The organism is Cupriavidus sp. (genome assembly GCF_057315035.1).
This window is the reverse complement of the sequence record NZ_DBHKYV010000037.1, coordinates 67,499-90,388: the sequence shown is the minus strand read 5'-3', so window position 1 is coordinate 90,388 and position 22,890 is coordinate 67,499. Positions and strand designations below refer to the sequence as shown.

The 22,890-nt window shown below is 62.8% G+C and carries 20 protein-coding genes; 7 read left to right on the top strand and 13 right to left on the bottom strand.

Annotation, left to right across the window (positions count from 1 at the left end; all coding sequences use genetic code 11):
* Positions 1–49 precede the first annotated feature (49 nt).
* Positions 50–553 carry an alpha/beta fold hydrolase gene (locus ACO550_RS31220; protein WP_485995068.1) on the top strand — a complete coding sequence of 168 codons (504 nt, stop codon included), beginning with the start codon at positions 50–52 and terminating at the stop codon, positions 551–553.
* Between the two features lie 95 nt (positions 554–648).
* Here ACO550_RS31220 and ACO550_RS31215 read toward each other — a convergent pair whose 3' ends face one another.
* The 3 genes from ACO550_RS31215 to ACO550_RS31205 are packed head-to-tail and all read right to left on the bottom strand — an operon-like array spanning position 649 to position 4,033.
* Positions 649–1,653, bottom strand: a complete 1,005-nt coding sequence (locus ACO550_RS31215) for a tripartite tricarboxylate transporter substrate-binding protein (RefSeq protein WP_315595739.1) — start codon at positions 1,651–1,653, stop codon at positions 649–651.
* A gap of 47 nt (positions 1,654–1,700) precedes the next feature.
* Positions 1,701–2,804, bottom strand: coding sequence for a nitronate monooxygenase (locus tag ACO550_RS31210; protein WP_315595738.1), 1,104 nt, complete (start codon positions 2,802–2,804; stop codon positions 1,701–1,703).
* A complete protein-coding gene (locus tag ACO550_RS31205) occupies positions 2,804–4,033 on the bottom strand; it encodes an acyl-CoA dehydrogenase family protein (protein WP_315595737.1) in 1,230 nt (409 codons plus the stop codon). Before ACO550_RS31205 ends, ACO550_RS31210 begins: the two co-directional genes overlap by 1 nt.
* Positions 4,034–4,153: 120 nt before the next feature.
* Between ACO550_RS31205 and ACO550_RS31200 the strand changes: the two genes are divergently transcribed.
* The gene (locus ACO550_RS31200; RefSeq protein WP_315595736.1) at positions 4,154–5,128 is read left to right on the top strand and encodes a LysR family transcriptional regulator; all 975 of its coding nucleotides are present in this window, start codon (positions 4,154–4,156) and stop codon (positions 5,126–5,128) included.
* Positions 5,129–5,271: 143 nt separating this feature from the next.
* Complete coding sequence (locus tag ACO550_RS31195) at positions 5,272–6,183, top strand: LysR substrate-binding domain-containing protein (RefSeq protein ID WP_315595735.1); 912 nt, start codon at positions 5,272–5,274, stop codon at positions 6,181–6,183.
* Positions 6,184–6,257: 74 nt separating this feature from the next.
* Here ACO550_RS31195 and ACO550_RS31190 read toward each other — a convergent pair whose 3' ends face one another.
* The 6 genes from ACO550_RS31190 to ACO550_RS31165 form a co-directional block, all read right to left on the bottom strand.
* Positions 6,258–6,749, bottom strand: coding sequence for an HPP family protein (locus ACO550_RS31190; RefSeq protein WP_315595734.1), 492 nt, complete (start codon positions 6,747–6,749; stop codon positions 6,258–6,260).
* A gap of 9 nt (positions 6,750–6,758) precedes the next feature.
* Complete coding sequence (locus ACO550_RS31185) at positions 6,759–7,961, bottom strand: NAD-dependent formate dehydrogenase (RefSeq protein WP_315595746.1); 1,203 nt, start codon at positions 7,959–7,961, stop codon at positions 6,759–6,761.
* Positions 7,962–8,178: 217 nt separating this feature from the next.
* On the bottom strand, positions 8,179–9,417 hold the full coding sequence (locus ACO550_RS31180; protein WP_315595733.1) for a DUF2325 domain-containing protein: 1,239 nt from the start codon (positions 9,415–9,417) through the stop codon (positions 8,179–8,181).
* Positions 9,418–9,536: 119 nt separating this feature from the next.
* Complete coding sequence (locus ACO550_RS31175; protein WP_315595732.1) at positions 9,537–10,718, bottom strand: NAD(P)/FAD-dependent oxidoreductase; 1,182 nt, start codon at positions 10,716–10,718, stop codon at positions 9,537–9,539.
* A 3-nt stretch (positions 10,719–10,721) separates the two neighbouring features.
* Positions 10,722–10,904, bottom strand: a complete 183-nt coding sequence (locus ACO550_RS31170) for a rubredoxin (protein WP_315595731.1) — start codon at positions 10,902–10,904, stop codon at positions 10,722–10,724.
* Between the two features lie 11 nt (positions 10,905–10,915).
* Positions 10,916–11,983 carry a Rieske 2Fe-2S domain-containing protein gene (locus tag ACO550_RS31165; RefSeq protein WP_315595730.1) on the bottom strand — a complete coding sequence of 356 codons (1,068 nt, stop codon included), beginning with the start codon at positions 11,981–11,983 and terminating at the stop codon, positions 10,916–10,918.
* 267 nt (positions 11,984–12,250) lie between these two features.
* On the opposite strand from ACO550_RS31165, the gene ACO550_RS31160 reads away from it, so the two are divergent.
* Positions 12,251–13,213 (top strand): LysR substrate-binding domain-containing protein, encoded by a 963-nt coding sequence (locus ACO550_RS31160; RefSeq protein WP_315595745.1) that lies wholly within the window; start codon positions 12,251–12,253, stop codon positions 13,211–13,213.
* On the opposite strand, the gene ACO550_RS31155 is transcribed toward ACO550_RS31160, so the two are convergent.
* A complete protein-coding gene (locus tag ACO550_RS31155) occupies positions 13,210–17,427 on the bottom strand; it encodes a bifunctional nitrate reductase/sulfite reductase flavoprotein subunit alpha (protein ID WP_315595729.1) in 4,218 nt (1,405 codons plus the stop codon). The genes ACO550_RS31160 and ACO550_RS31155 overlap by 4 nt on opposite strands.
* 432 nt (positions 17,428–17,859) lie before the next feature.
* On the opposite strand from ACO550_RS31155, the gene ACO550_RS31150 reads away from it, so the two are divergent.
* Entirely contained in the window at positions 17,860–18,288 is a 429-nt protein-coding gene (locus ACO550_RS31150; protein ID WP_315595728.1) for a TOBE domain-containing protein, read from the top strand.
* Positions 18,289–18,310: 22 nt separating this feature from the next.
* Here ACO550_RS31150 and ACO550_RS31145 read toward each other — a convergent pair whose 3' ends face one another.
* Positions 18,311–19,384, bottom strand: coding sequence for a substrate-binding domain-containing protein (locus ACO550_RS31145; RefSeq protein ID WP_315595727.1), 1,074 nt, complete (start codon positions 19,382–19,384; stop codon positions 18,311–18,313).
* A gap of 228 nt (positions 19,385–19,612) precedes the next feature.
* Between ACO550_RS31145 and ACO550_RS31140 the strand changes: the two genes are divergently transcribed.
* Positions 19,613–19,933: a winged helix-turn-helix domain-containing protein gene (locus ACO550_RS31140; protein ID WP_315595726.1), complete on the top strand. Its 321-nt coding sequence runs from the start codon at positions 19,613–19,615 to the stop codon at positions 19,931–19,933.
* 170 nt (positions 19,934–20,103) lie between these two features.
* The gene (locus tag ACO550_RS31135; RefSeq protein WP_315595725.1) at positions 20,104–21,117 is read left to right on the top strand and encodes a molybdopterin-dependent oxidoreductase; all 1,014 of its coding nucleotides are present in this window, start codon (positions 20,104–20,106) and stop codon (positions 21,115–21,117) included.
* A 163-nt stretch (positions 21,118–21,280) separates the two neighbouring features.
* Here ACO550_RS31135 and ACO550_RS31130 read toward each other — a convergent pair whose 3' ends face one another.
* Both ACO550_RS31130 and ACO550_RS31125 read right to left on the bottom strand, forming a co-directional pair.
* Positions 21,281–21,433 (bottom strand): hypothetical protein, encoded by a 153-nt coding sequence (locus ACO550_RS31130; RefSeq protein WP_315595724.1) that lies wholly within the window; start codon positions 21,431–21,433, stop codon positions 21,281–21,283.
* Between the two features lie 35 nt (positions 21,434–21,468).
* A complete protein-coding gene (locus ACO550_RS31125) occupies positions 21,469–22,665 on the bottom strand; it encodes a DUF4382 domain-containing protein (RefSeq protein ID WP_315595723.1) in 1,197 nt (398 codons plus the stop codon).
* Between the last annotated feature and the right edge of the window lie 225 nt (positions 22,666–22,890).

The window sequence follows — 22,890 nt, the reverse complement described above, 5'->3', positions numbered from 1 at the left end:
CGCGCTATCCTTCCTCGCCCTGAAGGACGAGGTTTGACGCGCATTTCCGATCAAATTCGCCGCTGATCACCCCGACCGGGTCGCCGCCCTCATTCTGTTTGGCTCGTTGGCCAAGGGCAGCGCCACGGCAGACTATCCGCACGCGCTGCAGGCTAGCCAGTATGAAGCCTGGCTTCAGCACCTGGTCGCGGGCTGGGGCGGGCCCGCCGGCATCGAAACCTTCGCGCCGAGCCTGTCAGGCGATCCCATGGCGAGAGCCTGGTGGGCGGGCCTGCTCCGGGCCGCGTCGAGCCCGGGAGCCATCAAGGGCGTGCTCGAGACGCTGCGCGATGTGGATGTGAGGGATCTGTTAGGTCGAATTTCCTCTCCGACTCTGGTGCTCCACCGACACGACGATCGCGCTGTTCGCGTCGGCGCCGGGCGGCACCTGGCCAGCCATATCGCGCACGCGCAATATGTCGAACTCGAGGGCGCCGATCACTGGGCTTTCGCGGGCGATCAGCGGGCCGTCCTGGTCAGCATCAGGCAGTTCGTCAGCCGTCTCGCCGTATGACTGCGGGTAAGAGACGGGCTATCGCCTCTGCAACGGTGATGGACGGGGTGGCTACGCGATCGAGCGGCACACCGCACCTACCGTGGTGGTGGTGCTCATGCTTCGGCCTTGATGTGGCGAGCCTTGATCAGGGCGGCCCAGCGTGTGGATTCGGATCGCATCAATGCGTCGAAGCGGTTGGCGTCGAGCGCAAGGATCTCGGCGTCGAGCGCGGCCAGCCTGTTACGCACGTCGGCCGTCGCCATTGCCGATTGCAGCGTCGCGCCAAGGTAGTCGGCGATAGGTTGTGGCGTACTGGCGTGCACGGCTAGCCCATACCACGACTGCACGAGTGTGTCGGGAAAGCCGGCCTCGACGATGGTCGGCACGTCGGGCAGCGAGCGAGTGCGTTGCATCGCGTTGACAGCGAGCGGCCGGAGCTTCCCCGCCTGAATCATCGGCAACGCGAGATTCTGCGACAGAAGGGCGAACTGCAACTGCCCGCCAGCAAGGTCAGGCACCGCTGGAGGCTGCCCCTTGTAGCCAACGTTGGTCACGCGAATACCGGTGGATTCGAAAAAGAGCTCTTGCGCCAGATGCAGCGAACTGCCGTTGCCCGGCACCGGCACATTGACCTCGCCCGGCCGTGCCTTGGCCCACGTGGTGAACTCTTTCAGGGTCTTCACCGGCACGCTTTCGTGGACCACAAACACTGACGGTACTGCCGCCACGCCGCCGATCGCGCGGAAACTCTGCACACGGATGCCCGAGTTCGGATAGAGCGTCTGCGCAACCGCCAGTACTGGCGTCACAGCGAGGATCGTGTAACCGTCTGCTGGCGCCCGTATGGCGTACTCGATGGCGATGCGGCCGTCGGCACCCGGGCGATTCTCAACCACCACGCGTTGCGGCAAGTCGAGCGACATCCGGTCGATTGCCGGGCGCAGCGTTACGTCCACTACGCCGCCGGCCGGGTACGGCACCACGGCGCGCAGGGGCTTGCTGGGGAAGCCCTGCGGACCAGGCGGGGTGGCGGCGCGGGCGAACGCCGGCAACCAGCCGGGGGCCGACAGCATCAGCGCGGTATGCAAGGCGGTCTTGCCAAAGGCACGACGGTTCATGTTGTCTCCAGATGTGTGCTCACCCGATCTACGTCGGGCATGTCCGGTCATGCCGGCAGATAGCCGCGCAGGTTCTCCAGCGACTGGCGCGTTTCGCGCACGAGCCGGTTCACGATTTGAACGACCGGCTCGACCTCGCGCACCCACGCCACGCTCTGCCCTGCTGCTTCATAGATCAACGGCGCGACCTCGTGCTCCTCGACCGCCGCGAGCAGCCGGCCGGTCAGCGCCTGCTGGTAAGGCATGTCGAGCGGGGCCGGCGCGCCAGGCGCTTCCCATGCGTCGGAGAACGCGCTGCGAACCACGCGGCACGGCTTGCCGCTATGCGCGCGCGTGATCACGGTGTCCTCGCTGCCGGCCGCCAGCAGCCGGTCAGTCAACGCCAGCGGCAGGTTGTGCTCGGTGCTGCCGAGCCAGACCGTCCCAAGCCACGCGCCTTGCGCGCCCATTGCCAGCGCGGCAGCGATCTGACTCCCCTCGCCGATACCGCCGGCTGCGAGAACGGGCCGTCCGGCGGCGGCCGCGATGATCTGGGGCACTAGCGTAAAGGTACCGATCTTGCCGGTGTGGCCGCCCGCGTCGTAGCCTTGCGCGACCAGCACATCGACGCCTGCCGCGATGGCCTTCTGTGCGTGCTTGACCGCGCCGACCAGTGCCATGGTGGTCTTGCCAGTGCGGCGCACGCGTGCGAGGGTATCCGCCGGCGTGCCAACGCCCGCCGCGAAGACGTCCATATCGCTCTCCGCCACCGCCTCCACCTGTTCTTCAAACAGCGCCTGTGAGCGCACGTACTGCGAAAAGAAGTTGCCGCGCGTGGCCGGTGGCACGTTGAAGCGATCGAACAGGCTGTCGATGAAACGCTGATGGCCTTCAGGGATGGCAGCGGCGATGTCCTCAGGCGTCGACTCACCTGGCAGCGACGTTGGTAGCAGCAGATCAACACCAACCGGTACGCCTGGGCATAGCGCGCGCAGGTCGCGCAGCTTGAGCGCCAGCTCGTTGGGGCCGTCCCGTGCCGCGGCGTAAACGCCAAGCCCCCCGGCGTTCGAGATGGCGGCGGCCACCTCGATGCTATGGGCCAGCCCGAAGATCGGATACCGGATACCGAGTCGGCGGCACAGATCGTTGGCGAGCGTGTCGGCGCTGGTCATCAGGCATCTCCGAACAGGTTGGGTTCGAAGTCGAGGCATGGGTGCTGCGGCATGGCCGAGGCGGTCTTCATGACGTGGCGACCGATCAGGTTCTTGTGGACTTCGCTGGTGCCCTCGCCAATCTGGTTCATCTTGGCGTCGCGCAGGAAACGTTCGATCGGATACGCGTTCAGGTAACCATTTCCGCCGAGCAGTTGCGCGCAGTCCACCACCACACGCATGCAGAGATCGGTGCTGTGCATCTTGGCGATGGACGCATGGATCGACGAATCGGCGTCCTTGCGGTCATAGCGTTGTGCGGCGCCATAAATCAGGCAGCGGGCCGCCTCGATGCGCGCAGCCATGTCGGCCAGCATCCACTGGATACCCTGGTGTTCGCCGACCGCCTTGCCCGATACCTGGCGGTGCCCGGCGTACTGCGCAGCGATTTGCAATGCGCCGGTCATGCGGCCCAATGCAATGGCTGCGTGACCGATACGGGCGCGCAGGAGCGTATCTTGCGCGAGCGCCATGCCGTGACCTTCCTCGCCAAGTCGATGCGATGCGGGCACATGGACATCGTCGAGATACACCTCGGCAATCGGTACGCCGTGCCAGCCCATTTTCGGAATGATCGGGGACACCCTGAGGCCGGCGGCGTCACGCGGCACAAGAAAGGCGGTCAGGCCCCTGCTGCCCCCGGGGCCATCGGCGAGCGTGGCGACCACGACGAACCAATCGGCCACCGACGCGCGAGTGATGAACTTCTTGACGCCCTGCAGGCGATAGCCACCGGCATCGCGCGTGGCGACCGTGCGCAGGCGGGCGAGGTCGGAACCGGCGCCGGGCTCGGTCAGCGCAAAGGCGGACTGCTGCTCGCCGCGCGCCAGCAGTGGCACGGTCTGCGCGGCCAGCGCCGGCGACGCACCGGCGACGATGGGCCGCGAGGACAGGTCGGTGCCCGTGACCAGCGATGCCGCTGTACTGCACACCCGTGCAAGTTCCTCGATCATCCGGACGCGCAGCAGCATCGACGCATCGGTACCCCCCAGTTCACGCGGGAATGCGGTGGCGATCACACCGTGGCTGGCCAGCAGCCGGAAAGTGTCCCAGGCGAACGCATCGTCGCGATTGGCCGCGTTGGCTTTTGGGCCGATATGTTCCTGCGCGAGCGCCTGGACACGAGCAAGCATGTCGGCCTCGGCACCATCGAGCGGAGCGAGCGGATGGTGGTGGGCGGTGAGTGGCATGGGCAGATGTCTCCTGGTTGTGATCGTCGCTTGCCCGTAACGATAGATAGCCACTATGCTGCGATCAATGCCGCTGACGGAAACCAGATTTCTGATAAACAGATAGCAGGAGACATGCAGATGGAAGCTGGCTTGCCGGCGGAGGCCGGTCAGGAACTGACGCTGAAGGCCCTGACGACCTTCATCACGGTGGCGCGCGCTGGCAGCGTGTCGGGGGCGGCGGCGAACCTCGGGGTCGCGCAGTCCGCGATCAGCCGGCAGGTGGCCGAACTCGAAAACATGTTCGGCGGTGCACTGTTCTACCGGACCGGACGCGGTGTGCGCCCGACCGCGCTGGCCGAACAGGTGCTCGAAAACGCCGAGCCGTTGCTCGCCAGCGCACGACAACTGGTGGAAAGCGCGCGCGGGCAGGCGGGCAAAGTGAGCGGCGTGCTGACGATCGGACTCGTGCCGGCGGTGGCGCCATTACTGGCGAGCCGGCTGTACGCAGCGGTCGGCGAAAGGCTACCCGCCGTGCGGTTGCGGATTGTCGAGGGCTATAGCGGCGACATCGAGACCCGGTTGATGCAGGGCAGCATTGACCTCGCCGTAGTGAACCGCTACCGCGCCGAGGGACGCAATAGCTACCGGCGCCTGTTCGACACGCCGCTGATGCTGGTCGGCAGCCGCGCATCGATGCGGCGGCACTGGCGTGCGCTGGGCGGCGTGCCAGCATCGATGCCGATGCGACAGATGGCTGGCCTGCCGCTCGTGCTGCCGGCGCCGCCGAATGCGATCCGCAACCTGCTCGACGAACTGGGCAGTGCGCAGCGTATTGCGCTCAACGTTTGCATGGACGCCAGTTCGTCGGCGGTCATCAAGCGCATCCTGGCCGAGCACGTGGCGTATTCGGTGTTGCCCTATCACGCGGTGGCGGCGGAGCTGGACAGCGGCGAGTTCGAGGCAGTGGCACTGACCGACCGCGCCTTGCGCCAGTCGGTGGTGCTGGCGACCAGCAGCCAGCGCCCGTTCACAGAGGCCGCGCGGCAGGTAGCCCAGATGATCCCGAAGCTGGCCGAGGCACTTATCGAGGAGGGGCGGTGGCGGAGGGGCTAGCAGGCTGGCTACGCCAGCCCAGCCGCCATGGCGTCGGCCGCCCAGCAACGCATCTGAGGCCCCCTACTCCCGTGATATGCGATATATTTGCGAAAATATATCGGCGCGCCCACCCGACGGGACGAACCGGCCAGGAGACAAAGATGTTCATCCGGCAATTGAACTACGTGGTGGCGCTAGCCAAGGAGCGTCACTTTGGTCGCGCAGCCGCTGTCTGCAATGTCTCTCAGCCAGCGCTCTCCGGCGCTATCCGCGGGATTGAAGAAGAACTGGGCGTAGTCATCGTTCAGCGCGGCCGACGCTTCGAAGGCTTTACCGAAGACGGCGAGCGTGTGCTGGCGTGGGCGCGCCGAGTGCTGGCCGATTGCGAACATTTGCGCCAGGATGTGCGTGCAAGCCGGGAGAATCCCACCGGCGTTTTGCGCATGGGCGTCATACCTGCGTCGCTTCCACTCGTCCCGGCGTTGACGCAATATTGCCTTGAACGCTACCCGCGCATGCGCCACGAGGTCTACACCCTCTCCGCTGCGGAGATCGTCCGAAAGCTTGGCGAGTTCGAACTCGACATTGGCGTGAGCTACCTCGATGACGAGCGCCTTGGCGCATTCTGTACCCTGCCGATCTTTCGCGAGAGATATGTGCTGGTGGGCGCCAATGCAGACATGCTGGATGGTGCCACGACCGCCTCGTGGGCAAAAGCTGCCACGCTGCCGCTTTGCCTGTTCAGCGCGAACCTGCAATGCCGGCGCGGTATCGACATGGCTTTCGCCACGGCCGGCGTCGCCGCCACGCCTGTGGTGGAGACCGACTCCATGACTGCGCTGTACGCACATGTCAAACGTTCTGGACTCTTCAGCATCCTCCCGCATAGTGTGCTTTGCCTGACGGAAGCCTCGGAACGGCTGTATTCCGTACCAATGATCCCGCGACTCGAACGCCAGATCGGACTCGTCTACAGGGATCAGCAGCCTGTAGGACCGGTAATGAGCGCCGCCATCCGCGGGTTCAGGGAACTGGACATTCAGGGCAGGATTGACGCCCTGCTTTCAGACTGAAGCCTTGATCATTTCCCTGAGCGGCGATCGGCGCCCGGAGCCGTCATTGCGGTCCGGGCGCCGCGCCAGATCGCCTAGCTGCGTGAGCGCGCCAGCTTCCAGTACACCTTGCTGATCAACAGCAGCATGAGCGCGCCTGCCAGCGTGGGCAGCAACACAAAATCCCATCCAGGGTGAGACAGATAGATGATGACCGGATTGCTGCCAGCCGGTGGATGCACCGTGTCCGTGGCCATCATCAGCATTGCCGCACATGCTCCGGCCGCCGCCATGGCCCACCATCCGGAGCCCAGCCATTGCAGACAGGCGAGACCTAGCAGAGAGGACAGTACATGCCCGCCAACCACATTCCTGGCCCTCGAAAACACCGCATCCGGAAAGCCAAACAGCAATACGCAGGACGCACCGAATGACCCGAGGAGCCAGGCATTGCCGGTAAGCGCGACCAGGCCGCCCAGCGTACCAAGCCCGATCAGTGCGCCAAGGCCAGCCAGAGCAATCCGGCCGGCGCGACTGCGCCAGGATTCAAGGGCAGCATTCGTGCACAGTACAGTGGATGTAGGCATGGCGCGCTCCTACTTCTGCCGGAATCGCGCCGCCTCTTCCGATCCACTTGTCGCATTTCCCGCGCTGTAGGAATGCGCGCCGGTACCCGCGAGGCCGCCGTTCTGCACGATGAGATATTCATTGCGGATCGGCCGCCCCTCGAAGTAGCACTCCAGAATCTCCCGCGTACCGGCTGCATATCGCGCCTGTGCCGACAGACTGGTTCCGGAGATATGCGGCGTCATGCCGTGGTGTGGCATCGATCGCCAGGGGTGGTCGGCAGGCGCAGGCTGAGGGAACCATACGTCGCCAGCATAGCCGGCGAGTTGGCCACTTTCGAGCGCTGCCACAACCGCATCGCGATCACACAGCTTTCCGCGCGCGGTGTTGATCAGGTAAGCCCCTCGCTTGAACTGCTTGAGCGAGTCGGCATTGATCATATGTTCGGTTTCCGGATGCAACGGGCAATTGAGCGTCACCACGTCGCATACGCGCGCCAGGCTTTCCAGGCTCGCATGATGCGTCAGGTTGAGCTCGCGTTCGACTGCCTCCGGCAGGCGATGGCGGTCCATGTAATGGAGCTTCACATCGAACGGCTTGAGCAGGCGGAGCACTCGCAGGCCAATTCGGCCAGCGGCAACCGTGCCAACCTGCATGCCCTCCAGATCGTAGGAGCGCGCCACGCAGTCGGCAATGTTCCACCCGCCCTTGATGACCTGGTTGTACGACGGAATGTAGTTGCGAACCAGCCCCAGCGTCATCATCACCACGTGCTCGGCCACGCTGTTGCTATTGCAATAGGTGACCTCCGCCACGGTAATGCCCCGGTTCATGGCCGCTTGCAGGTCGGTATGATCCGAGCCAATGCCCGCCGTTACGATCATTTTCAGCTTGGGCGCCCGGGCGATGCGTTCGGCCGTCATGTACGCCGGCCAGAATGGCTGGGATATGACGACCTCGGCGTCATGCAGTTCGCGGTCCAGTACGCTATCGGCGCCATCCTTGCTGGACGTCACGACAAGCTCGTGACCATTCGATTCCAGGTACTTTCGCAGACCAAGCTCGCCGGAGACGCTACCGAGCAGCGTGCCCGGCACGAAGTCGATGGCATGCGGCGTTGGCAGCGTCTGTCCGTCTGGGTAACGTTCCAGTTGCGGCAGGTCGTCGCGCGCGTAGGACTTGGGATAGCCCTTGACGGGGTCATCATAGAGAACACAAACGATCTTGGCCATGCTGGTTTCCTTGGTGGAGTCCTGGTCAATGCCGCCTGATACGCGGCAGGGATTGGCAGTTGCTACTGCCATGACCATCTTGGGACACACCCTCAAGGTGGTGCCAATCGTTTGATTCGATAACCTGATCGGCTTTACTTATCACGGCGCCTGTCGGCAAGACGAAGCCGGACGCAGACTGGAATGTCTGCCGTCACGGCATGGCGCCGCAGCCTTCTTACACTTGATTCAGGCCCAGCCGCTGCATCAGGTCTACAAAGCTTGCCACGCTGGCACTTCGAAGTGGGTGGTAGGCAATGCCATGATGCTGGCAGACGCGTTTGAGCGTGTTGACCGAGTCATGGTCCACGCAGTCGACCGGAAACACCACCACGTCCGCTGAAGCGATCATGGCAGGCAAGCGCCCCTTGCGGTCTTCCAGGCCGCCGTCGTGATCCTGGAATCTGCCACCGGCGCGCTCGACGAGCGCCTTGATGGTCGAGATCGTGCCCGGTCGCCCACCCACATAGACGATCTGCTTGTCCGCCAACGCGCGTGGGTCGATGCAGGTTTCGTCGTTCCTGGCATGTAGCTCGGCCACCAGCGATTCCACAGCGCTCGCTTCCGAACGAGCCGCTTCCAACTGCAGGCGCAGGTTGTCGATCTCATCCTGCAGCGTCTTCACGATCTCGCTGGCGTGTGCCTCACGGGCTTCGGCCGTGGCAATGCGCTGCGCCTGCGCCATGATCAACGCCTGGCGGTCAACGGCATCCGCAAACACGGCCGGTGACGTTGCCTGTTGGCGGCCTCGCAGCACGGCGACTTCTTCATGGACTTGCCTCAGGGCTTCGGCATGCTCGGCACCCATGCCCTGGATACGCACTTGCTGTTCGGCGGCTTGCGCCTTTAGCGCCTGGTTTTCCGACTCCAATGCCACAAGGCGGCGGATATCAGCCCGGTTGGCCGCGCCCACCAGGTGCGAAAGCATGTGTACGTCGCCAAATGCCTTCTTTCGAACTGCTGGCGACGTCGCGGGATGCGTCATGGTTGCCCAATAGGCGCCCGGAATGTCGCCGCTTGCAAGCGCATGGTTCCAGCGGGCGAGTACCGCGTCGGCGTCCGTCGCCGAGGCAAACTGCCGTACCGCCGCGCCATGCCGTTGTTCTAGCGCCTTCTGAATGGCCCTGGCCCCTTGCCCCCCCTGGTTCGCCAGGCTGACAGCATCGTGATGGATCTCGATATCGTCAGCATCCTTCGCCAACGATATGGCGCTTTGCACGATCCGGCGCAACTCGCCGGTCGACAGGCAGGTACCGATGATCGAACAGTGGAAATGGGCATCGAGATCGGTCAGCCCTGGCCGTCGCCCGACGTTCGCACGCGACGGCGGCGCTGGTGTGCAGCACCCGGCGGTGTCAAGAGTGCGTGCGCCAGCTTGTACGCTGGTGCGCGCGAGGGCAAAGGGCGGTGGTCGCATGCGTCTGGCTGCGTGGGTATGGCTCAGGCCGATTGAAAGATGCAGGCGCCACACGGCGCGCACCGCTATATAGTAACGTATATATCGGTGCGCGTACCGTCACCAGGACACGATCCGGACTAGGTTCCAGTCTCCATCACACGAACCAGCTCGGCTTTTTTCGCCGTGGCGCTGCCGAGCAGCGAAAAACCCAGCACACGGCCATTCCCGGGGTCCAGGCAGAGCGCGCGCAAGGATTCGCCTTGCGGCTCATGCCAGATCTCGACCGCCCAGTTGTCGGCATCGACGGGCGCGGGGGCGACCACCACCGGAATCGCCGGCGTCTTCACGGTGATGGGCATCACCGGGAACCGTACCGGCGTGGGACGACCGCAGAGCGTGGCCGCCAGGGCCCGCGCGGCATGCATGATAGGCAGGACGTATGGCTGGACCTTGCCATCGTGCTCCGCGCAGTCGCCCAGGGCAAACACGTCGGGAGTACTGGTGCGGCAATACGCATCGGTGACGATGCCCTGCCCCACTTGCAACCCTGCCGTGCGGGCCAATGCCACCCGCGGGGCCAGACCGATCGCCGACACAACAAGGTCGGCGTCCACGGTAATGCCGCTGGCCAGACGCAGCCGATAGCCCAATCCAGCGTAGTCCATCTCGGTCACCACGTTGCCCAGATGCATGGCCACACCATGTCGGGACAACGTTCGAGCCAGGGCGTCGCCCGCCTCGGTGGGGAGCAACCGCGCCAGCGGTGCCGCCGCCGGATCGATCAGCGACACCCCGTAGCCGGCCACTGCCAGGTCATTGGCGAACTCCACCCCGATCAGGCCCGCGCCCAGGATCGCCACGGACCGGCAGGTCTCCAGCTTTTGCCGATACCGGGTGTAGTCGCGCAGGTCGTTGATGCTCAGGATTTCGCTGGCTGCGGCGCCGGGCAGCGACGGGCGGCGTGGGTCGGCACCCAAGGCCAGCACAAGCTGGCTATAGCCCAGACGCTGCCCCTGGAACTCCACCTCGTGGGCATCCAGATGAATCTGGGCGACCACGCGGTGCACCAGCACGGTGGCGTCCAGTTGCGCAGCCATCGCCTCGGCGTCGAAGTTGGCCAGTGCCGCCGGTGACTTGCCTTGCGCCAGCGCGTTGGAAAGCATGGGCTTTGAATAGGCCGCCCCATCATCCTGCGAGATCAGGACGATGGGGCGTTCCTTGTCCATCTTCCTGACCTCGCGCGCTAGCGTATAGCCCGCCAGGCCAGTACCGATGATGACCAGTGGCAAATTGCCGAAACCATTTGCGGAAGCTTCCATGGCTCAGGCCCCTTGCGACGTGCTGACGCGCTTCATTTCGAAATCGTGCTTGCCCGTGCCGCAGTCGGGGCAGATCCAGTCTTCGGGTACGTCCGCCCAGCGGGTACCCGGCGCAATGCCGGCGTCGGGCATGCCTGCCGCCTCGTCATAGCGCATCCCGCAAATCACGCATTCCCAGATATCCATGATCGGCCTCCCTAGCTTGCGTACGCCTGGCCGAGGCCGATCTCGGCCAACGCCCGCCGGTAGGCCCCTGAAGAGCGGTCCGCCAGGATCGGCGCTTCGGCCGTGCGGTCGATCGGCAGGTCCTCCGGACATTGCTGCTCGACGATGGCCCGGTCCTCTTCGAAAACCTGCCGGTTGAAGTCGTAGACATCCTGCAATGGCAGTTCGTGATCGAAATTGCGCACGATCGGCACGAACAGGCGCGTATGCCGCGCAGAGACCGGACTCGCCGCATTCAGGATGGCCAGCCGGCCGTCTTCCGGGAAATGCACGGTCAGCCGGGCAAAGAACGGCACGTCGACCTCGAACACGCGACGCCACAAGAAGCCCTCTGGCGCGCGATGCTGCAGCGACTTCGGAAAATTGCTGACCGTGCTGACATACTCTGCGCGCATTCCGTTCTCACGCCGCTCGACTGTGTACTGGGGTACTACGGGGTTCTTGCGGTCGGCAAAGCTGTCGTGGTGAATCCAGGCGAAGTGCGCCACATCGATAAAGCCTTCGGTCTGCCGGCCGGCCGACGCCTTGATATCGATCGACGGTGGCAGGATGCGCTGGAAGCCTGGCGTGTCCCACAACGGGAACGACGGCAGCTTTTCCTGCCCGCCGCCCAGCGACACCCACACCAACCCGTAGGCCTCCTGCGTCGGGTATGTGACCAGTTGCAGGCGGTCGGGAATCGGCCCATCGGGCTGGGACGGAATATGTTGGCAGCGTCCGGTGCCGTCATAGGCCAATCCGTGATACGGGCAAACCAGATTGCCGTTCTCGACCCAACCACGACTGAGCGGTGCGCCGCGGTGCGGACACACATCGCGCGCTGCCACAGCCGTCCCGCGGCTGCGATAGAGCACCAGGGGTTCGTCGAGCAGCATCGTCGACATGGGCTTGTCATCCAGTTCGGCACTGAAGGCCACGGGATGCCAATAGCGGCTCAGGATGTCCCAGTCGCGGGCGTCGAACGTACAGTTGCGGGGCAGTCGCGGGTGCTTCTGGAAGGAAACCGGCGTAACGGATGCCGGCAGTGTGGCCAAGCTCATGGGTGTCTCCTTTTGTCGGGGCATTGGCGTGCACATCCGATGCACGCCCAGCAGAGCTTAGGCAGTTGCCGCACGGCCGCCCATGGCGCTGGCGATATTGGCGCCATGTTCCGCAGCGCATCTCCGTGACCCGGCCTCACGAATCACGAATGACGGTCATGTCGGCATTCGCATGCACCCCGCTCCTCCGTTATGTCAGAATGTATATAACGGCCTTGGTCATCGCGCTGAAGTTGGTCGTCGCGTTATTCGGCGTTTGCCTGCAGTATTGCCATGCCTAGAGAACCAGTCGATTCCCACCTTATTCGCGTCCTCCATTTGCTGCTGACCGAGCGCAGTGTCTCGCGCACTGCCCAGCTTCTGGGCCAGACGCAGCCCTCCATCAGCGTGGCGTTGCGCCGGCTGCGCGCCCTGACGGGCGATCCGCTGCTGGTTCGCAGCGGCAACCGGATGGTGCCGACCGAGCATGGGCTCGCGCTCGTCGGCGCCGCGGAGCTGGCATTGACGGGGATTGGCAGGATTCTGGAGCCGGCCACCGATTTCGATCCCGCGCACACCACGCGCGTGTTCCGGATCGGTTCGCCCGACTACCTCGACGTCTTTTTCGTACCCTCGGTGATCGAGCGGTTTCACGCCCAAGCGCCCCATGCGACGCTGGAAATCCATCACCTGATGGCCGAAGGCGGCTATGAACACGGGCTCGCGGACGGGCATCTTGACCAGGTCGTCGGTAACTGGCGTACGCCGCCCGACAACCTGCATCTGCATCCGCTGTGCGCGGACGAACTGGTCTGCCTGCTCCGCGAGGAGCATCCGATCCGCGCCGGAGCCATGACGGCGCAGGCGTACGGTGCGGCACAGCACCTGACGGTAGCCACCCGCAATCTGCCCGGTCACGACACCATCGACATCGAACTGGCCCGGGCCGGGCTATCGCGCAAGGTGACCACACAAATTCCGTACTTCTGCATGGCCCCCTATGTGCTGGTGCGCAGCAACCTGGTGTTCACCACGACGCGCGCGTTCGCGAGCCACTACGCAAGCCTGCTGCCGCTGCGTATCGAGCCACTTCCCGTGCCGACAAGTGCACTGCACTACTACCAACTCTGGCACGCGCGCAGCCACAAGGACATGGGCTCGCGCTGGCTGCGCGGCATCGTCGCGGCGGCGGCTCAGGACATTTTTCCAGCTACGGCACCAAGACGCCGACCGGCTGCCAAGGTCAGCTAGTAGACGTCGCGGACATAGCGTTTATCGGCCGACATTCTTGTCACGTATTCCGTAGCGGCCTCGGCCGACAGCCCACCGTGCGTCTGGACCACGTCCTTGAGCGCAGCATCCACATCGCGTGCCATGCGACTGGCGTCACCGCAAACATAGAAATGAGCGCCTTCGTTGATCCAATTCCATAGCTCGCTGCCCTGCTCGCGCATGCGGTCCTGCACGTAGACCTTGTCTTCCTGATCCCGTGAGAATGCAAGATCCAGGCGGCCCAGGAAGCCGCTATCGCGCATGGCTTCCAGTTCCTCGCGGTAATAAAAGTCCGTTGCCGCGTGTTGCTCGCCGAAGAACAACCAGTTGCGGCCACGGTCTCCGCGCGCCTGCCGCTCGTGCAGGAAACCTCGGAACGGGGCCACCCCAGTGCCTGGCCCGACCATGATCATCGGCGTGCCGCCATCAGAAGGTGGCCGGAAGTGCGCGGACTTCTGCACAAATACCGGAACGTCGGCGGCGTCGGCACGATCGGCCAGGAATGTCGATGACACCCCCTTTCGGTGGCGGCGCCCGTTGTGATAGCGGACCGCGGCAACCGTCAGGTGCACCTGACCGGTATGCGCTTTCGGGCTCGATGCAATCGAATAGAGTCGGGGCTGCAAACGTTTCAGTACCCCGATCAGCTCCTGCACCGACATGTCGACAGGGTGCTCATGCAGTATGTCAGCCAGTTGTTGGCCCCAGAGCCAGCGTTTCAGATCCTCCTTGCGATCACTGCTCAGCAGTCCCTTTAGTTCGCCAGTTGCGCTGCGTGCCGCAATCAGTCGCAGCGCCTCGGCGCTGGGGCGCGCGATCTCGAAATGCCGCGTCAGCGCGTCTGTCAACGGCATATCGCCATGGCCATCCACGGTAACAAGCGCGTCGGGCGTGAGCCTCGTAAGGTCCAGCAACTCCTGTACAAGTTCCGGACAATTGCGGGGCCAGACACCGAGCGCGTCGCCAGCCTCGTACTCGATGCCCGAATCGCCGATGTCGAGTGCGAAGTAACGCGTATCCTTGTTGGTGCTGTCTCGATTGAGCCGCAGGTTCGTTAGCAGGCGAGATGCGCCTGGATTTGCCTTGGTTGCCATGACCGCAGGCAGCACGGCCGGAATCATGCCTTCCGAAGGCGTGGCATGCAACGCATCGTTCTTACTCTTGATGGCGGCGATAACGCTGTCCAGCCACGCGTCGGCTTTTTCCTCATAATCCGTATCGCAGTCCACCCGGGGCCGTAACTGGCGCGCCCCGAGCGCTGCCATGCGCTCGTCGAGCTTGCGGCCGTGCCCACAGAACTGATCGTAGTTGCTGTCGCCGAATGCCAGCACCGCATAGTGGAGATGTTCCAGGCGGTCCGCAGAACCGGCCTGGATTCCGTGCCAGAACTCGGATCCGTTGTCAGGTGCGTCACCATCCCCGAACGTGCTCGACATCATGAGCAGGTACTGTGTCTTGCCCAGCGCCGCAGGCTTGTAGTCGGCCATGCAGGCGCTGCGGATATCGAAGCCCGACTCCATCAGCGCAGTGGCATAGCGCTCGACCAGCGATTCGATATTACCGGTCTGTGATGCCCATAACAGCGTCACGGCGGGTCGCGCACCAACAATACGTACCGGTGACGATGCATGCGCTTCCACGTTTGGCATCGCACTCGGCAGTGCGGCGGTATCCTGGGCGGCGGGAGTCCGACTGAACATGCCTCCAAGCACTCCGTTGATCCACGCCTGACGGTCAGGCGCAATCGGTGCACTGGCGGGCAGCAATGGCACCCTGCTGTCAATGCCAGACAAGCGCAACCCCTGGATAAAGCCGCCCAGATAGTGGCGCTCCGCTTCCGTGAGCTGGGGCGGCGTGACGGGAGTGGCGAGCAGCGTGGATAGTGCGTCGAGCTGGGTCATGTCGAATGGATGAGCGGAGATATTGGATTTGCTCAGGGCAGCAGACGCTTCGGCTGCCGGTGCGACCGAAGACTGCGTGTCGGTCAGGAGGGTTTGTTCCGAAATGGTTTGCGGCGGAGCAGTCGCCACGCGCGTAAGAGCCACGGCACAGAACTTCAGTTCTGGCTGTTGAGAAATCGGGTCTACGGCATCGCTGGTGATGGCGTTGATACACAGATCTTCGCCAAACGTGTCGTTCCAGTGCATCGGTGCAAAACAGTTGCCCGGCTGCACGCGCTCGGTCAACACGGCAGGAAGTACTGCACGACCGCGCCGTGAGCGAATCTCGACACTGTCCTTCTCGCGCAGGCCCAAGGCTTGAGCGTCTTCCGGATGGATTTCGACAAACGGCCCAGGATTGAGCTTGTTGAGCATCGGCACCTTGCCCGTCTTGGTCATCGTGTGCCATTGATGCTGCAAGCGCCCAGTGTTCAGCACGATCGGAAACTCGCGATCGGGCATCTCGGCGGGATTTGCATGCGGGCGTGCGAAGAAAATGGCCTTGCCTGACGCGGTAGCGAATGCCAGGCGTGGTTTGGCGCCTGCGTCACTCACCCGAACAGTCTGGCTAACGCCTTCATTCAGATAGCGGATTGGATTGCGGTCTGGGCCCGCCGCGCTATCGCACGGCCACTGCAACGGCGTCTCGCGCAGCCGGCTATGGCTCGCACCTCGCAAGTCATAGCCGGTCTTGGGATTTGCAAAACGTGTGATTTCCTCGAAGACCTCGGCAGCGGACGCGTAGCTGAAGGCGTCGTCAAAGCCCATCTCGCAGGCGACGCGCGCAATGATCTGCCAATCTGGCAGCGCATCGCCCGGTGGAGCAACTGCCTGACGCATCAGCGTCATATTGCGCTCCGAGTTGATCATGACACCGTCTGCTTCGGCCCATAGCGCGCCTGGCAGCAGCACGTCCGCATAGCGGTTGGTCTCCGTGTCCAGGAAAGCGTCCTGCGCGATTACCAGTTCCGCCGCCTGCAGGCCGGCCACCACGTTTGTGCGGTTCGCCACGGTCGCGACAGGATTGGTGCAGATGATCCAGCAGGCCTTGATCTTCCCTTCGGCCATGCGTTCAAACATGTCGACCGTGCCCCCGCCCACACGGGTATGCAGCGTTCCGTCGGGCAGACCCCATTGCGCCTCCACGTAGGCTCGGTCCTCCTCGGACAACACCGAACGCTGGCCTGGCAGTCCAGGTCCCATATAGCCCATCTCGCGCCCGCCCATTGCATTGGGCTGCCCGGTCAGCGAGAACGGCCCGCTGCCTGGCCGACAAATTCGTCCCGTCGCCAGGTGGAGGTTGCAAATCGCGTTCGTGTTCCAGGTGCCATGCGTGCTCTGGTTCAGGCCCATGGTCCAGCAGCTCATGAACTCGGCCGCTTCGCCGATCCACTCAGCCGCCTGAATGATTTTTTCTTCCGGGATTCCCGTGATGTCGGCAACGCGTTCCGGTGGGTAGTCATCCAGAAAGCCCGGCATGGCGTCCCAGCCTTCAGTGAATTCAGCGATGAATGCGGCGTCGGTCTTCCCGTTCTTGTGCAACAGGTGCAGGAGTCCATTGAGCAATGCCAGATCAGTACCGGGTCGAATCTGCAGGAACAGGTTGGCCTTGTCGGCGGTGCCATTGCGACGTGGATCGACGACGATCAGCTTTGCACCAGCCTTGACCCGGTCCATCATGCGCAGGAACAGGATCGGGTGGCAATCGGCCATGTTTGCGCCAATCACAAAGAACACATCGGCACGATCGAAGTCCTGATAAGACCCCGGCGGCCCATCGGATCCCAGCGATAGCTTGTATCCGCTGCCTGCACTGGCCATGCATAACCGGGAGTTCGACTCGATCTGATTGGTACCGACGTATCCCTTCGCCAACTTGTTGATCAAGTACTGCGCCTCGATCGACATCTGGCCTGACACATAAAACGACAGCGCGTCGGGCCCGTGTGCGTCAAGAATGCCGCGCAGGCGCCGGGCGGTATCGCTGATGGCCTGCGCCATCGGCAATGGCGCAGGATCTTGTCGGCGCTGTTGTCTTACATAGGCTTGCTCCAGGCGGCCAGACTGGCGTAGCGCGACGTGAGCGGACGAACCCTTGGTGCACAGTCTGCCAAAATTTGTTGGATGTTCCTTGTCGCCGGTGATCTTGACGACTTCCTCGTTTTCCACATGCAGTGTCATCCCACAGCCCACGCCACAGTATGGGCAGACGGTGTTGACGGTGCGACTGGCGGTGGAGTCGGTAGTGCTCATGTGCAATGCCCGAATGAAAAGCGCCCTGCGAATCCGGACGAAAGTCGGGATTCGCAGGGCGCCGTTGCCGTGCTCAAGGATGTGCGGCAGCAATGAAGCCGCGATCGGGTCGCCATTGACCCTGTGATCTGTTACGCAAGAGACGGGCCAGAGTGATGTGCGCCGTTATATTCGAAGAAATCTAACGGCGAGAAGAATGGCGTACCCATCCTGGTGCCTATTCCGTCCAAATCCGTGCCCCTGCGCACTCTGGCTGTGCCTCCAGTCCGTCTTTCCGGCCCGTGCCGTCACAGAGGAATGGGCGTTATATCTGTCCCTATATTTAGCTGGCACCTATTCAACATCCGTTTCCATCAAAAGTGATCAATGGTCATGAATCCTGGTCAGCGCCAAACTCCCGGTCATCCATAACCATTCACGAACGGGTTCAACATGAAAACCAGCGCACGCAATCAGTTCTCGGGAGTTGTCGCACAAGCCACTGCAGGCGCGGTCAACGACGAAATCATCATCAATGTTGATGGGGGCCAGCAGATCGTGGCGACGGTGACGCATGAGAGCGCCGCACGCTTGGGATTGAAGACGGGCACCAAGACCGTTGCCCTCGTAAAGGCGACCTCGGTGATCGTGATGGTCGATGCGGATGCCAGCAAAGTGTCGGCGCGCAACTTCGTGCAGGGTACCGTCACGAGCCTCTCCAAGGGAGCAGTCAACTCTGATGTGACGATCACCGACAGCAGCGGTATGGCCGTCGCCGCGATCATCACCAACGCCAGCGTGGACCGCCTTGCGCTTGCAGTCGGCAAGCCTGCCGCGGCCATGTTCAAGGCTTCCAGCGTGATCGTCGGTATCGACGGCTAAACAATTGGGCGGTTTCCGCCCACTACCACGGCAGCGCCTCCTGCAGTGGCATGAGGCGTTGCGCAGATTCTGGCCAGTAGCCTGGAGTCTTGCGAATTCGCTCGATCAACGCCTCAGTTCTGAGCAAATCGAGCAACTCGATCGCCCACGCTGCGTCGCAGTCCGGCTTTCGCAGGGCCAGGTAATAGGCCTCGCGGGTAATCGCAACAAACGTCAATCCAGCAGCCTCGGCAGTTGCTCTCAGTCCGAATCCAACGTCCGCTTTACCGTCGCGAATTGACTCCGCAACTTCGTCGTTGCTATGCGCACAGGATTCGTAGCCAGGTATCTGATACGGGAGGATGCCCTGGTCAACCAGCACCTGATCGAACAATGCGCGTGTAGCAGAACTACGTTGACGGTTAAGGAATCGCACCCGGTGGGTCACCAAATCGCTCAGTCCACGGATAGCGCCTGCGGCGCTCGGTGACACCATCAGGCCCTGCTCTCGCCACGAAACCCGAAGCAGCCTGACATCGGCCGACTTCAACCAGGGCTTGAACAGATGCTGTAGTCTCGTGCCCGCCTTATGCACCGGCGAAATATGAAAGCCGGCAAGCTCCGCATGTCGCTCGTGAAGGCAAATCAAACCATCGATGGCGCCGCAAATCACGGTATCAAGAGCGAGGGAAGAACTTGCCCCGCCAAGCGCATCGGTGAGGGCATCCGTCGCAGCATCGCGCGTGCCGGAAAAGCGTACCAACTCACGTGTCGGTGCCGCTACGCTATCGATGTGCTGGTGAAATTCCGAGGCGGCCGTCTCGATCAGCGGCTCGACCGCCTCTCGCAGACGCCGTTCAGCGCGCAGCAGGTTTTCCCCCAGCCGCGTCAACATGGTGCCCTTGCCCCGCCGCATGTCGACCAGCTTCTGATCGGATATGCGCTCCCATTCACGAATCGACTCCCAGGCGTACCGATAGGACAGTCCGGCCTGACGCGCCGCCTGTTGCAAAGATCCTGTTTCGCGAATGCCCTGGAGCAGACCAAAGATCCTGGAAGCATCCTGCCGGCTCTCACCGATATAGACGGACGGCGACAATTCAAACTGGAACTTCATGGAGACGACGCCAAAGCGGGATTGTCGAATCGCCGTAATATACCATGCGATATAACGGGATGAGGATACAGTTGCCCGGCTTGCCGATCGGTACAATCAAGGTTTGGCCACAAGAGCCCATCCTGCGGGCCAAACGCGAACCGCCACCTGCCTATGCCAACGAAACCCGTATCATCCCCTGACGCGCCCAAGCGCGCCAAGCCGTCGCGACCGCAGGTGAAATTTCGCATGCGAGTCATGATCGCCGACGTGATCGCCGTCGGCCCTGGCAAGATTTCGCTGCTCGAGGCTATCGGCGAGCACGGCTCCATTTCGGCCGCAGCCCGCAGCATGGAGATGTCTTATCGGCGCGCGTGGCTACTCGTTCAGGAAATGAACAAGGCCATGCGATCCCCAGCAGTAGTCTCTGACCATGGCGGCGAGACGCGCGGTGGCACCAAGCTTACGCCTGAAGGCGAGTCCATTGTCCGGCTTTATCGTCAAATAGAGCAGACGGCCTCGGCCGCATGCAAAACGGATATCGACTCTTTGCTTGAACTCCTGGACTAGCGCCGTTTTGCAGCGCATTTGGCAGCGCCTCTAACCGGTTCGCATTTCAGAAGATCCGAAGTTTATAAACGCAATAGCGCAACGACGATGGAAGCCCATGGGTGGGCCCCTGTGTGGTGCCGCCAGCCATCATGCCTTGCCCCCGGAAGCAACAGGAGAGGAGATCATTCATGCAATGGACTACAGGTCCGCGTCGTGCGGCGCTGCTGATATGCTCGCTGGGCTTGATACTACTGGCAACCGACCGCGGCGGTGCCTACGACGCGCGAGCATCCACGAACCCGCCGGCCACCCCATCACCCGCGGCGACACCCGCTCTGGCATTGGCTGGCGATGTGACAGCACCAGGTACGTTGACGCTGGCGCAAATCCGGGCGTTGCCAGCCACAACCCAGACTGTGTCGTTCAGCAGTGGACGCGGGCCACAGACCCACACCTACATCGGTGCCAGCGTCTGGACGCTGTTGAGTCAGGCAGGCATTGCAGTCAATGCCACCGTCCATAACGAAATAGTTGGGAAGTACGTCGTTGCCACTGGCAACGACGGCTATCGCGCCGTATTTTCCATGGGCGAGCTGAGCCCGGATTTTGGCAATCGCGGCAATCAGGTCGCGTATGCCGAAGCGATCAACGGTGCCGGCGTTGCTTTGTCCAGCGACGGCCCTCTGCGTGTCACCGCACCCGGCGACGTCAAGGGCGGGCGCTATGTATCTGGTCTAATGAAGCTGGAAGTCCGCGCGGCTGCCGGCACGGCGAGCGGTACGGGCGGTGGCGTCAGCACGTCTTTCCAGCTCGGTGGCGCTGTAGCACACCCTGCCACATTCGACCTCGCGGCCCTGCAGGCGCTTCCAACGGTAACCCGAACGGTCGGCACCAACCAATACACCGGCGTGAATCTCTGGGACCTCGTCAATGCAGCCGGCATCAAGACGAATGCGACGATCAAGAACGATCTTCTCCGCTTCTACCTTGTTGCCACCGGTAGTGACGGCTACCGGGTTGTGGTGTCGTTGGCCGAGATTTCCCCTGATTTCGGCAATCAGCCCAATATGGTGGCCTACGCCATGAACGGCACGCCACTGACTAAAAGCGGCTTCGCACGTCTGATGGTGCCCGGCGATGCCAAGGCGGGACGCCAGGTTTCGAATCTGGTGTCACTGGAGATCGTATCGGCGGCGCAGTAATAACCGCTGTTCGGCAGGGTGCGTATCGACTTGTACCCAATGCCCAACGGCAGTTACGAAAGGTTGCACTGAAGCATACGCTTCTCATTTGCACTACATCACTGCGCGATAAAAAGGCCGGCGCTCATGTCCGGCCTGTCATCTGGCAACAGTCAGGCGTAAATCAGCAGTTGCCTTTCTTTGCCTGGCCCGGCGGGCAGAAGCCATTACCGGGGCCACCTTGCGGGCGAGCAGCCGGTCCAGGGTCCGGCACGTAGTAGGCGCATCCGCCGAGCAGCGTGACGCCAAGTGAAATCATGACAATGATGGCTTTCATGGTGTTGAGGGGCCGAGGCCCCTTCCCTCTCAGAATTAGAAGTTGAAGTTGACGCCGGTCTGGCTACCACCGGAGATGTTGGCGTTGTTCGTCTGCGTCGTACCGGATGCACTGGTGGCCTGCACCGAATACTGGCCGGCGACCGCCGATACTGCCGACAGCGAAACCGGCAACGTCGCACTGTAGGTACCCACCAGCGGAGCCGCCGCCGGCAGCGCTAGCGAATAGTTACCGGTATCCGAGTTGGCATTGGCCGAGGCAATCTCGTACGACACCGAGCTGATGGTCTGCAGTGCACGCACCGCGGCCTGTGCCGACGCCGTGGCGGTACCCGACACGATATTGGTGGCGGACGTCGGCAGCGTGATTGGCGCGGCTGCAGTCGCTACCGTGGTGGTAGCGCTCGCCGTGACCGGTACTGCGCGAATGATGCCGGTCGCATGGCCCGACGGCTGCTTGTTGTCCACTACCACCACGTCATAGGTGCCACTGGTGCTGGTCTGGACCAACGGCGTCAGGACGAATTGCCCGTTGGTATCTGCAACCGTGCCGCGAATGATCTTGCCATTCTGCTCCGCGTAGACCGTCGCGCCAGCCTGGGCGGGCGGCACATAACCGGAGATCGCGCCACTGACGGTCATCGGCGTGGCCGTTACCACGGGCTTCAGGCTGTACGAGCCGTTACCCTGCTGCACGATCGACTTGCAGGCGTTGAAATCCAGGATCAGGTCGACCAGTGTGTTGGCCGGCACCGTGAATGGCTGGATGATCTTGTACCCGCTCTGCGTGGCACTTGGGGTGGCCAACGGCTGTTCCGTCGTGGTACCGGAAACCACGACCGAGTTGGCCAACGTATTGCCCTGATTAGCGTTCAATACCAGACGTACCTGCTGATACTGGCCCGCGGGCAGCGGGGCGCGGCCAAGGTCGAACAGCACACCGTTTGTCAGTGAAAGCAGGTCGACTCTCTGCGGCGCGGACAATGCGATATCCGTCCAGCCGCTATCGTTGTCTCCGGCGTTGCTGCTGGCGTTGACGCGAACCTTGTTGACCGTGACATAGACGTGGTCGAAGCCGCAGGCGGGTGCGTCGGTCATGGCCACATGCAGCGTCCCATTGCTGGGGGCCGGGCTGTTGCCGCCTCCGTCTCCGCCGCCGCATGCGACGACAATGAATGGCACCGGCAATGCTGCAAATATCTTTCTTAGACTGGATTGATTTCTTGTTGTCATGCCACGCCTCTCCTCAGGGCTGAATGGTGCCCGAAGGATAGGTTTGGATCGTTCGCACAGGTGAGTGGCTTTGCAACCATTCGTAACGAAAATGAAACACGTTACGGACCTGCCGATACTTGAATAGATCAGCAAACTGACGTCTCGCGATCGCGCGCCATCGTTGCAAAGGGCATGAGCTATCCCAACGCTCAGTCATCGCAAAAAAAAGGGCTGCCCCATGGT